This window comes from Herpetosiphonaceae bacterium, assembly GCA_036374795.1.
Lineage (GTDB): Bacteria > Chloroflexota > Chloroflexia > Chloroflexales > Kallotenuaceae > LB3-1.
The window spans coordinates 23,241-35,580 of the sequence record DASUTC010000346.1 but is presented as its reverse complement, the minus strand read 5'-3'; the positions used below and the strand labels follow the sequence as shown (position 1 = coordinate 35,580).

At 64.3% G+C, this 12,340-nt stretch carries 12 protein-coding genes; 9 read left to right on the top strand and 3 right to left on the bottom strand.

Features of this window, described 5'->3' with window-relative positions; all coding sequences use genetic code 11:
* Positions 1-351: 351 nt before the first annotated feature.
* On the bottom strand, positions 352-2,952 hold the full coding sequence (locus tag VFZ66_27290) for a PKD domain-containing protein (GenBank protein ID HEX6292918.1): 2,601 nt from the start codon (positions 2,950-2,952) through the stop codon (positions 352-354).
* A gap of 831 nt (positions 2,953-3,783) precedes the next feature.
* Between VFZ66_27290 and VFZ66_27285 the strand changes: the two genes are divergently transcribed.
* From VFZ66_27285 to VFZ66_27245, 9 genes are all read left to right on the top strand, one after another.
* Complete coding sequence (locus VFZ66_27285; GenBank protein HEX6292917.1) at positions 3,784-4,437, top strand: hypothetical protein; 654 nt, start codon at positions 3,784-3,786, stop codon at positions 4,435-4,437.
* Between the two features lie 133 nt (positions 4,438-4,570).
* A complete protein-coding gene (locus VFZ66_27280) occupies positions 4,571-4,783 on the top strand; it encodes a tyrosine-type recombinase/integrase (GenBank protein ID HEX6292916.1) in 213 nt (70 codons plus the stop codon).
* A 232-nt stretch (positions 4,784-5,015) separates the two neighbouring features.
* Positions 5,016-5,783: a Type 1 glutamine amidotransferase-like domain-containing protein gene (locus VFZ66_27275; GenBank protein ID HEX6292915.1), complete on the top strand. Its 768-nt coding sequence runs from the start codon at positions 5,016-5,018 to the stop codon at positions 5,781-5,783.
* A gap of 187 nt (positions 5,784-5,970) precedes the next feature.
* Complete coding sequence (locus tag VFZ66_27270; protein ID HEX6292914.1) at positions 5,971-6,453, top strand: VOC family protein; 483 nt, start codon at positions 5,971-5,973, stop codon at positions 6,451-6,453.
* Positions 6,454-6,937: 484 nt separating this feature from the next.
* A complete protein-coding gene (locus tag VFZ66_27265; protein HEX6292913.1) occupies positions 6,938-7,372 on the top strand; it encodes a VOC family protein in 435 nt (144 codons plus the stop codon).
* 356 nt (positions 7,373-7,728) lie between these two features.
* On the top strand, positions 7,729-8,187 hold the full coding sequence (locus tag VFZ66_27260; GenBank protein HEX6292912.1) for a VOC family protein: 459 nt from the start codon (positions 7,729-7,731) through the stop codon (positions 8,185-8,187).
* A 365-nt stretch (positions 8,188-8,552) separates the two neighbouring features.
* Positions 8,553-8,687, top strand: coding sequence for a hypothetical protein (locus VFZ66_27255; GenBank protein ID HEX6292911.1), 135 nt, complete (start codon positions 8,553-8,555; stop codon positions 8,685-8,687).
* A complete protein-coding gene (locus VFZ66_27250) occupies positions 8,680-8,919 on the top strand; it encodes a hypothetical protein (GenBank protein ID HEX6292910.1) in 240 nt (79 codons plus the stop codon). The genes VFZ66_27255 and VFZ66_27250 overlap by 8 nt, the downstream gene beginning before the upstream one ends.
* A 232-nt stretch (positions 8,920-9,151) precedes the next feature.
* Positions 9,152-10,348, top strand: a complete 1,197-nt coding sequence (locus tag VFZ66_27245; GenBank protein HEX6292909.1) for an FAD-dependent monooxygenase — start codon at positions 9,152-9,154, stop codon at positions 10,346-10,348.
* A gap of 590 nt (positions 10,349-10,938) precedes the next feature.
* Here the strand turns inward: VFZ66_27245 and VFZ66_27240 are convergent.
* Positions 10,939-11,112 (bottom strand): hypothetical protein, encoded by a 174-nt coding sequence (locus VFZ66_27240; protein HEX6292908.1) that lies wholly within the window; start codon positions 11,110-11,112, stop codon positions 10,939-10,941.
* Positions 11,109-12,266: a DnaA N-terminal domain-containing protein gene (locus tag VFZ66_27235; protein ID HEX6292907.1), complete on the bottom strand. Its 1,158-nt coding sequence runs from the start codon at positions 12,264-12,266 to the stop codon at positions 11,109-11,111. The genes VFZ66_27240 and VFZ66_27235 overlap by 4 nt, the downstream gene beginning before the upstream one ends.
* Positions 12,267-12,340: the final 74 nt, after the last annotated feature.

Here is a 12,340-nt window from a genome sequence, read left to right as displayed (position 1 = left end):
CCTTGCGGCATGGCCTCGCCTATCGGATGTGGAAAACGGCCAGCCCGGCCCATATTCAGACCATCCTGGGGCATAGCCGCGTGGCAACGACGCTGCGGTATGGGAAGCCGACGGAGGATGATCTGCGGGTGGCGTTGGAGGCGGCGAATCGGGGAGGGTGAGCGGACGCTGAGCGACACGCACACCTCGCGCGAGCGCGCCACTGGCGCAGGTGTGCCGCCCAGGCGGTCGCCCAAGACCCCACGGAGCAGCATGCGCAGGATGATCAGCAGCGAGGGAACTGTGACGCTCCCTCGCTTCCTCGATCACGTCCGCCTCACGTATGTGATGGACGTGTTCCCGCGTGTCGAGCTACTTGGAGTGGATGACGATCGCGCCTCCGCCAAGGACGGTGCTCGGCGCATCGCTATCTGGTGCTCCAAGTTGGTTGTCGTACACCACTGCGCCGCTGGTCTTGTCCCAGATCTTCATGCGGAACTTGTCGACGCCACCGCCGCCGTTGACTTGACCATCAATCGCCGTAAGCATAAAGCCATAGCTGCCAGTGCCGTTAATCGTACCCGTGCCCTTGTACTGTGCTCTGGCCCCCGCGATCACCAGCCACTCGTAGGCGCTGCTGTGGAAGTTCAGATCGCCGGCCTTGAACTGGAACTCGGTCTCGCCGGTCGGGGTGGTCGCTCCCTTCTGATACTTCGAGACGAAGCCGAAGTTGGCGCGGCCTTCCAGATCTGGATTCGCCACGTAGGCACCCCGGGGCGAGTTGATCCAGCCGCCACCTGTCACGAAGCCGCCATTCGGATCGTAAATGACGACCATGGCCTCCAGGCCGCCGACTGTGGTTGCCTCGCCCGTACCATTATCGTCGTCGGTGACGGTGAGCTTCACGCGGTACACGCCCGGCGTGGCAAAGCTGTAGCTCGTGTTCGCCGTCCCGCTCCCGTTCGCATTGATGATGGTCGCTGGCTTGCTGACGCCGTCGAACGTCCATTGTCCCGTGTGGGTATCCAAGATGCCCGCATCCGTGAAGCTGCCAGCAAAGTTGATCGGCGTGTTCACGGGGAAGATCGAGCCAGAGGCGGGGCCGTTGATCGTCACGACCGGGTTGGCGTTCCGCACCGTGACCAGCGCTGTACCTGTTGCGGAGGCATCGTACGGGTCGGTGACGAGCAGTGTCAACGGATCGTCGGTAATATCGTCGATGCCGAAGAGCATCGGATCTTCGATCGTTGGGTCGTCCAGCCGGAACTCAGTCTTGACCGCGGGCGACCACGCGAACGTCAGCGTGTTGCCATCGGGATCGGATGCCGTCGCATCAAGTCTGATCGACGAGCCTTCCGTCACAGTGTACGGCCCGCCCGCGTCAGCCGTCGGTGGCGAGTTTGGCGGAGCCGCGTTGAGCGTCAGATCGTACAGGATCGGGCTTTCTCCGCTGCTGGCGCGGGCAAACGCGACGCCGATCTTGAGGTACTGCCCATCGGCGACGATCAGGTCATCGCCATTATTCACCGTCTGTGGCGGGCCGAACGTGATGCCATCTGCACTGCTGGCGGCGGTCACGGTCAATTGACTATCGCCAGGGGTCATGCCGTTCCAGGTCAGCAGGCCCCACCTGGCATCGACGATCGTGCTGTCGTAGACGACCGTCCACGTGCCGTTGTCGGGCGCGCCAAAGAGCGTGCTCCCGGTCATATCGCTGTAGTTATAGAGATTGCCACCGAGATAGCCGCTCGTGAAATCGACGGCACCAACACGGGTCGCGCCATCCGCGCCGATCGGCCCGGCGTTCGGATCGATGCGGGAGACCGTTCCATCGTAATAGTTCGTTGCCCAGATCTTGCCCGCGGCATCGACCGCGACACCCGTCGGACCTGATCCAACGGTCACATTGCCGACAAAGGTGCCGTTGTTCTTGATGTGTCCAACGGTGGTCTGTGGGCCAAGGATCGAGTGCGCCACCCAGACGTCATTGTTGCGGTCGATGACGCAGCCTTGGGCGTAGGAATTGCCATGACTGTACGTACCGAGGAGGGTCCCATTGGGCGCGAACTTGCGGATCTGATTTCCATCCAGCGCGGTATTCCACACATTGCCGGAGCTGTCGATACACAGTCCGTAGCTATCGTGATTGGCGCCAAGCCAGTTGCCGCCGTTGGGTCCCGTCAGGGGCAGGGCGGTATCCCAGCGCAGGAATGGGCGGGAGGACCAGATCACGCCGTGCTGATCAATCAGGCCACCGTATCCGCCGTAGCCAACCGACGGCTCGGACCGAATGATCTGACCGGTATCACCATCGAGCAGGTCGAAGCGTTGCCCGCCGGTCCCGCTGACCCACACATCGTTGTCGGCAGTGACCGAGACATGGCGCGTGCCTGACGAGTTAACACGGGTGTAATGGATGATACACTCATCGGCAGCCGTCGTGACGCCGCCATTCGTGTCCGCCCCGCCTGCGTTGGACCAGGTCCGAATATCGCCGTAGCCGGTCGAGGTCTCGATCGCCCCGTTGCCGTTGCGATCGTCACACTGGCCGTTTTCCAGCAGACCAATGTGGACCACGCTATTGCCCTGGCGATTAGCCGTCCAGACGCTTCCATTCTTGTCAACCGTCGTTCGCGACGGGTCCTTCGGCTGGCCCTCCGGCGAGGTCCAGTATTCGCCCAGCACCGCACCGGTATCCGTGTCGATCTTGACGACGGTCCCTTTGGTGGATACAGCGACCCAGATGAAGTTGAAGGCTCGCGTTGTGTCGTCGAGCTGGAGCTGATCGGGCGTGCTCGTCACAACATTGATCTTGTCGCCGCCGTTGAAGTCCGCAGAGGATGTGTAGGTGCGGCTGACACCGCCGATTGCCTCGACGCGAGAGATAAGCATTGCGCTGGGAAGCAGCGCAATGACCCAGGCGAGGATCGTGACCAGTGCCGCCACTTTTCGGAGAGCGGTTGAGGAACCCATAATCTACCTCCTTACCAGGGACGATTCGATGCGAGCACGTGCTGGACATGCTCTGGCGTGCATGATGGAGCGAAGATCGTCCTTTCTAGGTCTTGACGATGGGGCAACGATTTAAACGTCTACGTATCGTGGGAATAGGGCATGGGAGCGTATACTGTTCACCGGGCATGTGCATGATTGGGTGGCTCCGGGAACAAGGATAACAGACGTTTGTGAAAAATGGCGTTAAGAAATCACCACCGACGGTGAAGATGTGGGATATGGGGCGACCAGCCAGGGGCATGCGCGGCAGGGGTCAAACGTCGGCAGACGCCGGGGCTGGCAAACGAGGGGAGATGCATCGGCCCGTGCGGGGCGGTTGCGGGTGATCAGGCGCTCCACCGCTCGCTCGTGTCCAGGTGCAACCATCTGGGTTAGCCGGGCAGCGGCAGGGTGAGAGGTGCTGGGGCGGCTACATGCTATCGTCAATCCGCATCAACTCCGGCAGGAATTAGCGTATCGATTGTGGACCAGCGGATTCTGGGGCCTAGCCGGGTTTCGACGACGTTGAAGTACGGCAAGCCGACCGAGGAGGATCTCCGGGCGGCGTTGGAGGCGGCGAATCGGGGAGAGGGAGGGGGAAGCTGAAGCGGCGGAACAAGTGCCGCTTCACCGGCTGCGATCCGACGCTCGTTCCGCCGGGTCAACAGTTCGCTGCGTTATCTAAATTACTTACCCGAGCTGTACGCCTCAGCACCTCCAAATCCACCGTTGTCACATGAGATGTGAAACGCGTAGAATAGGCCAAGCGAATACCCCATGTACGGTCCAACCACACGCAAGGAAGTATCTATGCTCGACTACTTATCGGAAGAAAATGAATCACTGGTTATCTCCTATAAGAAGCTACGCATTACCCTCGGACTGATTGGGTTTTTCTTGCCATTCAGCCTCATCATCGGCAAGCGTTTTTTTGAAGGTGGAGGAATCCTCGATTCGATCAGTGGGTACTATTACAGTGAAATGCGCAACATCTTTGTAGGAGCGTTATGGGCCATCGGTATTTTTCTCTACTCCTATCGCGGGTACGAACGCAAGGATGACATCGCTGGCACCGCTGCCTGTTTTGCTGCCATTGGTGTCGCGCTGCTGCCTACCACCCCGGGCCTCACGGCCACGCCCCGCGAGACGACCCTTGGGTATCTGCATCTCGTCTGTGCCGCATCCTTCTTCGGGTTGATGGCCTTTTTTTGCCTCTGCCTCTTCACGAAGAGTAACGCCCCCAAAGCTGCACAAACGCCGCAAAAGCGCAAACGCAACCTGGTCTACCTCATCTGTGGATGGACGATCGTTGTGTGTATCGTGGCGATGTTCCTGCTCATCTTTGTACCGACCGACGCTTGGATTAGAGCCTTTAAACCGGTCTTAATCCTCGAAACGGCGGCAGTGCTGGCGTTTGGCTTTGCCTGGTTCGTTAAAGGTGAGCTCATTCTCAAAGATACGTAAGGGAGTTCTGTAATGCCCATCCGTCAAACCATTTGGACGCCTTCTTGATCCACCCAAGGGGGCGCGGCGCTGCCGCACGCACGCACGAACCCCCTCCCCGCACTGGACGCACGTCCAGTGCGCATTGGAGCGCGTGGCCGAGTTGGAAGCGCTAGCGCGGCAGCTTGCGGCGGTCAGTCCGCATCAGTTGCGGCATGGGCTGGCGTATCGCCTCTGGAAGCAGGCGACACCGGCGCATATGCAGCGCATCCTAGGGCATCGCCGCGTCTCGACGACGTTGAAGTACGACAAGCCGACGGAGGAGGACGTGCGGGCAGCGTTGGAAGACGCGAGTCGGCTGCGATGAGGGGAAGCTTGCCGAGCGCGGGGCATAGACGGACCATCGTCCCCGCGTGGACGTGGCGAAACATCGTGCTCTTCCAGGGGCTGCTTGGTCGCCAACGGCTTCCTGCAACCCATGGCGGCGCGTGCGTTCCGCCGTTCGCCGTCCACTGCGCAGCCCGTTGGATCATCGCGGCATCCTACGAGCGACGGGAGACGCCTGTGCGGCGCACATTCAGTCGACCAGGAGCAGCATCTTGAAACTACTTCTCACGTCCGGTGGCGTCACCAACACCCGTATCCATAGCGCGCTGGTCGACCTCCTGGGCACACCGATGGCCGAGTCCCAGGCCCGCTGCATCCCCACGGCGCCGTGGGGTCACCCGCTGTACGGGCCAGCCTCGGTGCGCGGCGTTGTCGTCGGCGCGCCCCCGCACTACATGAGCGGCTTGGGCTGGACGTCGGTGGGCGTGCTCGAACGCACCGCACGCCCCAGCATCGGCATGGAGCGCTGGGTTCCCTGGGTCGTGGCCGCTGACGTCCTGCTGGTGGACGGCGGCGACGCGACGTACCGGTGCCACGGGATGCGGCAGTCCGGGCTGGCCGACCTCCTGCCGTCGCTGCCCGCCACGGTCTGGGTGGGCGTGCGTGTCGCCAGCATGGTGCTGCCGCCCCGGATCGGAGCGTCCTTCGTCGCGTGGCCGTCCGCGCCGGACGACCGCACCCTGGGCGTCGTCGACGGCTCGATCTTCCCGCATCTGGACGCTTTCCCGACCAACACCCTGGCTGACGCAGCGCGGTGGGCCGCCGACCTCAGTGTCCCGGCCTACGCCATCGACGAACCGACGGCCATCACGGTCGTCGACGGCTCCGTCGAGGTGGTCTCGGAGGGGAACGGGAAGCGTGTCGGCGGCCGCACGCCGACACCAGCGTTCCAGCCACCAATGCGCGTCGGGTGCTGCACACACGCGCCGGGTCGTTCAGCGATGCGCCAGCTACCACCTCATGGGCAGCGACACGGGTGAACATGGCGGTGGGTCGTGCCGTCTGACTGGGTGCTCCCCGCAGCCCGCCCCTCCTCGCATGCGGGAGTGCGCCTCACTGCCACCGTTCGGCAGCTTTGCTGCGTGGTCCTGCACGACTGGTGTGACGGTCCTTGTCACACCCCCAGGGTATGATCATGATGATGATACTTAGCAAGGAGGTGCAATAGTGAAGCCAGCAAAGAACACGATCTGCCTGTGGTACGACGGCGGTGCCGAGGACGCGGCGCGGTTCTACGCCGCGACCTTTCCCGATTCGTCGGTCGGCGCGGTGCACCGAGCCCCCGGAGATTTCCCGTCTGGGAAGCAGGGGGACGTGTTGACCGTCGCGTTTACCGTGCTGGGCATTCCGTGCCTCGGACTCAATGGCGGACCGGAATTCCAGCACACGGAAGCGTTCTCCTTTCAGGTCGCCACCGCGGACCAAGCCGAAACGGATCGCTACTGGAACGCCATCGTCGGCAATGGCGGCCAGGAGAGCGCGTGCGGCTGGTGCAAGGACCAATGGGGCCTGTCGTGGCAGATCACGCCGATCGCCCTGACCGAAGCGATCGCCGACCCCGACCCGGCTGCCGCCAAGCGCGCGTTCGATGCGATGATGCAGATGACGAAGATCGACATCGCCGCCATCGAGGCGGCGCGCCGCGGGTGAGGGCGCGCCGTCGCAGGATGCGCCGCGTGCTGAGACGTGCTGGGAGCGGCATCCGCAGCGCGCCCTCAGTCCTGCGGGATTGGGGGCGTGCACCGGCCCTGCAGCGCGTGAGCGGTCCTGACCCAGCGCCGTGTGGTGGGGAAGCGCGGCTAGGGAACCAGAGGGCTGCACGGGCGTGCTGGTCCGCGCTGACGTCACGCGAGGAAGACCGGACGCTGCTCCCGAGATCCGTCCACCCTACCGTATCGTCGGCGGTGCAACCGCACGCCGGGCGGCGCTCATCGGCAGGTAGTGCTGAGGAGGATCTGTGTGCGACGGTGGAAGCGGCGAATCGGGGAGGATGCAGGGTGCATGCCGATGGTGGAGCCGGCATATTGCTCAGCATATCGGTACAGCCGGGTCGTGGCGCGCCTGAGCGCGCGCCCCATTCTCCGCCAGGTGCGGCAAGGACGGGGCATTCGCAGTGAGACGAGGGAGGAAGGATATGACGCTTCAACGGATGGACAACGTCCTCATTGTTGTCGACGATCTCGAAGCCGCCAAGGCGTTCTTCATCGAACTGGGCCTCACGCTCGAGGCCGAGACGACCGTCGAAGGGCCGTTGGTCGGGAGCCTGATCGGGCTCAAGGATGTCCGGGCCACCCTCGCGATGCTGCGGACTCCCGATGGGCAGGGCATTGAGCTGGACAAGTTCCACACGCCCAACGCGATCAGGTTTGGCCCCGTGGACGCGCCGGTGCACACGCTCGGCATCCGTCGCATCATGTTCGCCGTCGACGACCTCGATGACGTCGTCGCACGCTTGTGCACCCACGGGGCCGAGCTCATTGGCGAAATGCAGTACGCGGACACGTACCGGCTCGCCTACATCCGCGGGCCTGAGGGCATCCTGGTCGCGCTGGCCGAGCAGCTCGGCTAAGGCGTACCTGGGAGCACGTGCGACTCGGGCTGGCACCCAGCCGTTCACTGGCGTAGCACACGTCGTTCGAGCCGACCGCTCGGCTTCGCCGTCGAGGAGTTGGACGTGTGCCAGCGATCATGCTGCGTGAACCGGCCGTGCAGCGGTGATGTTTGGCATGCCCGACCAACAGCGTTCCATCCGCCACGACGTCGGCAGCAGCCCGCAGCCGTAGCTGGCTAGCAGGATGGTGGCGATCCGCACCGCGCATGCCTGTGTTGGGCTACGCCGGGGTCGTGCTACACTTCTTGACCTGGCACCAGGTCGCGGTTGGCGCTTCGGGCGTTTTGCACGAGAATCCAGAAAGGGGTCCATCCATGCTCACTATTTTCCGCAAGCTGCACCACGTGTGTATCGTGGTCCAAGATATCCACAAGGCCGTGGCGTACTACGAATCCGTAGGCATTGGGCCATGGCATCCGTATGATGCCTCCGAGTATACGGAGCTCGACCTCCAAAACCCGCTGGCCTGGGGCGAAACCCAGTATATGTATACGGATCTTGACAACGTGCAAATCCAACTGTGTCAGCCCGGCACGCACCCCGACCCGAAACGGACCTTTCTGGAAACGCACGGCGAAGGGGTGTTTCATCTAGGCTTTCTGGTAGAGAACTGCGATGCGGGCGAAGCAGCTGGCAAGCACGCCGGTTTGACGGTGCTTGAGCGCGGGCGGCGCGATGACCGGAGCGGCTTTACCTACTTCGATACGGCCGCACACGCGGGCGTAGTGCTCGAAATCCGCTCGAACAAGGCGCCCGCCCAGGAGACGTCATAGGAGTCAGCCACACCGCCTTCCGGGACATCCATGGCGATGATTCAGGCACAGCCGTGACACCCAGCCGCGCGGCTGAGCCGGGCAACCTCCGCCCAACCAGACCCGGCAGCCCGGCTCCGCGATCTGGCGCTGGTCACGCTGGTGAGTGAGTGCGGCCTGTGCTCGCAGGAAGCTGCCGATGTGCAACTGCGGGATCTCGATCTCGACGGCGCGATGCTCACGATGCGCAGCGGCACGGGCGGCGTGTGCCGCTCACCAGTGAGGCCGTGCGCCGGATGCGGGAGTAGCTCAAAGTCCGCTGTCCTGCGGGCCTGCCGCCGATCGGCAGTGCAGCAGAACGTGAGCCGCTGCTGATGAAGCGCAACGTGACGAAACCGGGAGCGCCCTGGGAGCCGGGGTTGACCACGGTGGCGATGCGCAAGCACCTGGCTGGGCCGGGCAGCGGCGGAACTGCTCAGAGCGCGAGCGACGAAGGAGCCGAGCCTGGCGCGCGTGGCTGAGCTTGAGGCGCTGGCCCGGCAGCTTGCAGCAGTGAGTCGCCATCAACGGCGGCATGGGCTGGCGTATCGCCTGTGGAAGCAGGCTACGCCCGCGCACATGCAGCGCATCTTAGGGCATCGCCGCGTCGCGACGACGTTGCAGGATGGCAAGCCGACGGAGGATGATGTGCGCGCGGCGTGGGAAGCGGCGAGTCGGATTCGGGAGATCGGCATTTCCCGATCACGCTCATGACGGGAGCCGCTAGCCTATACCCATCCGCGCACCCGGTGAAGCAGGGATGCCTCGTCTGGAAGCAGGCCGCCAGGCCCCTGCCCCCACGCCGCGAGGTGTCGGCAAGCTTGGGCCGCTGGTGAGCGGTAGAATCAGGTATACTCCCTCCTCGACCGCGCAGGCGGCGTGGGGGATGGGCCAGCCGGTACCGGACGCGCCGCGCCGCGCATTAAGCGAGAGGAGCGACGCATCCGTGGATCATCGAACTGTGTTGATTGCGGGGGCCAGCATCGCCGGTCCCGCGCTCGCCCTCGCCCTTGCGCGCTCCGGCATCCAACCCGTCATTGTGGAACGTGCCGACGCCCTCCGCCTGGGCGGGCAGAATATCGACGTGCATGGCGCGGCGCGAACCGTCGTGCGCCGCCTGGGGATCGAAGACGACATTCGTGCTGCCACGACGGGGGAGCAGGGCCTCCGCTTCGTTGACGCCCACGACGTGACCAAGGCCGCGTTTCCCGCGGAGCACGCGACCACCGGCGGATTTACCAAGGAGCTCGAGATCCTGCGCGGCGACCTCGCAACCATCCTCTACAACCGCACCCGAGCCACGACAGAGTATCTGTTTGGGAACCAGATCACCGGTCTCCGCGACCACGGGGACCGGGTGACGGTCGCCTTCGCGCGGGGTGCCGCGCGCGATTTCGACCTCGTGGTCGCCGCCGATGGCCTCCGTTCACGCACCCGTACGCTCATGGTCGGCGACGCGCCCAGGATTCGTCCGCTCAACCTCTATGCCTGCTGGTTTACGATTCCCCGTGGAGCGTCCGACACGGCGTGGGCGCGGTGGTACCATGCCCCCCGCGGGCGATCACTGCTCCTGCGTCCCGACAATGTGGGCACGACCCGGGTGTCGCTCTGGTTCCTGTCACCGCCGCGCGGCTATGAGCGGTTGCGTGTCGCCGAGCAGAAGGCGCTCATGGTGCGCCGCTTCGCTGACGCTGGCTGGGAAGCGCCACGGGTCCTCGCCGGGCTGGCTGACGCGGAGGACGTCTATTTCGACGCGATCAGGCAGGTCATGGCACCACGCTGGTCACACGGTCGCGCCGCGCTGGTGGGTGACGCGGCGTACTGTCCGTCGCCGGTCAGTGGCATGGGCACGAACCTCGCGCTCGTCGGCGCGTACGTGCTCGCGGGAGAGCTCGCGCGGCACGCCAACCATCGCGACGCCTTCGCGGCCTACGAACAGCGCCTGCGGCCCTATGTCGAGCTGGCCCAGAAGCTGCCACCGGGTGTTCCGTGGATCGCGCACCCGCAGACACGCAACGGAATTGCGCTCCTCCACCTGGTCCTGCGGCTGGCGTCCAGTCCCCTGGTGCGGCACCACGTGGGCGCGCTCGGCTCCTCGTCGGCCGACACGATCACGCTTCCCGACTACGCGCGTGGAGGCTGAACGCAGCATGCCCGCGACAGCCGATCTCGCTCGTGGGACCACACAGGCCAGGCGGCTGGCGCGGCAGCTTGCCGCGGGGAGTCCCCATGTGCCATAGCACCTACGGGCAAGCAGCTCCGCCAGACGGATTTCGATTGGTTGATGTCGCCAGCGGCGCAAGCGATCGTGCAAGCAGAAGGTATCATGCTGCTCGATTACCGCGCGTTGCAGGTCCTTTGGCGTAGACGATCGTCATCTTCGCCAAGACGGCTGCGGCCCAACACGTCGTTCCACCGACGCGCGCGAACCGCCTTCAGCGGGCCGCGCGGGTGAACTCCGTCGTTGGACGTGCCCGTGCGTGCACGCTTGTCTCAGGCACATCAACAGTGAATTGATATAACCACGGGTGCTCGTATAGGATAGGAGCTGAGAGTCACGGTGGCGGTCGAGGCCGAAATGGTGCTTTGCGCCTCTGAGCGCGTCAACGAGCGTGGCCCCCACCACCGACCAGCCGTGTCGAGGCTGGACCGTATCCAGTGGCTCAACCATGTATCACTGAACGCCTGGTCCACGGAGCGGCCATCGGCCTTGACCGCTCTCTTCCCACGCACCTACGCCATCAGAACGAGCTGCCGATCCCCCACCATTCCCGCGCCATCCTGCACCTCCCGGAGGAGCTGCCTCGTCTCCAGCTGCGCCAGGTCCTCGCGCAAGCCCGCCGTCAGCAGGAGGTTCAACTCCGGCGGCACGCCCCACTGCTCCAGCGTCTGCATCACCCCCATCACCCACTGCGATCGATGACCACCTCCACCGCCATCCGCTTGCCGGTCAGCCCGGCCAGCACATCGCCCATCTGCTGGGCATAGACCGCCTGCACCTGCTCCCGCGCGAAGATCGTCGGCACGCCCACGACCGCCTGCGCATCGTCGAGCGCGACGAGCTGCGTCTCCTGCACCCACGTCACGAACGCAGGTGCCGGGATCTGCTGCGCCAGCTGAGCCTGCACCTGCGTCCAGAGATCGACGAGCCGGGGATCGCCCGGCGGTGCCGGTGCGTCGGCGGTGCTGCTCGTGGACGCGACCAGCGAGCGACTCGGAACCTGCTGGGCAACACCAGACCTATGGTTGTCCCGCACCAGCGTGCGTCCGAAGCCGGAACGCGCCAGGAAGACCGCCAGCCCTGCCGGATTGTAGCTATTGCGCTGCCGTGTGACGTAGCGACAGACCGCCGCGATTTCATCGCCCGCATAGCTGCTCAGCTCATCGAGGACCCCCGGCCCACAGACACCAATCGTTGCCAGCGGCTGCACTGTTGGAGAAACCACCGCATGCTGCGCGGTACCGTTATGTTTACTTGATGGGGTGATACCACCAACCAAACCAGAGATTCGTTGTGGCCTTTTAACGGTGTGCCGGATCAGATGTGAGTCGGAGCGGGACTCATTCATGATCCCCTCGGCAGGCGCAAAAAAAAGCGGCCCGTCCGGCGCGGCTGGTGGTGTGGCGAGCGGCGGCGCGGTGCCTGCTGATACCGGCTGTTCTGTCATCGGCTGCGCATCGCGATGGTGCGCGTCAAACGCGACGAGGGCCGGTATGCGGGTCAAGGCCGTGTCGCCGCCAGGCCGGGGCGTGCGCTCGATCAGGCCCGCATCGACGAGCTGCCGCAGCCAGCGCTTGATCGTGCCCTCGCTGACGCCGAGGCGCTGGGTCATCCACGCGACGCCGGCCCAGCAGTACGTGCGGTCCTTGCACAGTCGAACCAGCTCTTTATACAGAAACAGGTACGCCTCCGCGCTGATCACGCGCTGGAGTGCGGCTTGTTCACCGAGCTCATAGGCGTAGGTGCGCCGGGCAGCGTAGTGCTCCCGGTCATCCCGCTCGGCTGTCGCTGGTGGATGGGATTGCAATGTGTCTCGTTCGGTGCGTGCGACGGCGACCATGATGTACTCCTTGCAGCACCCCCTTGACGACCGTCCTGGGCATGCTACACTGAAGCAACACGACACCAACCAAC

Excerpts from the sequence above, each read along its gene's own strand:
- VFZ66_27235 (HEX6292907.1), bottom strand. The coding sequence starts at position 12,266 with ATGGTCGCCGTCGCACGCACCGAACGAGACACATTGCAATCCCATCCA.
- VFZ66_27265 (HEX6292913.1), top strand. The coding sequence starts at position 6,938 with ATGACGCTTCAACGGATGGACAACGTCCTCATTGTTGTCGACGATCTC.
- VFZ66_27260 (HEX6292912.1), top strand. The coding sequence starts at position 7,729 with ATGCTCACTATTTTCCGCAAGCTGCACCACGTGTGTATCGTGGTCCAA.
- VFZ66_27285 (HEX6292917.1), top strand. The coding sequence starts at position 3,784 with ATGCTCGACTACTTATCGGAAGAAAATGAATCACTGGTTATCTCCTAT.
- VFZ66_27290 (HEX6292918.1), bottom strand. The coding sequence starts at position 2,952 with ATGGGTTCCTCAACCGCTCTCCGAAAAGTGGCGGCACTGGTCACGATC.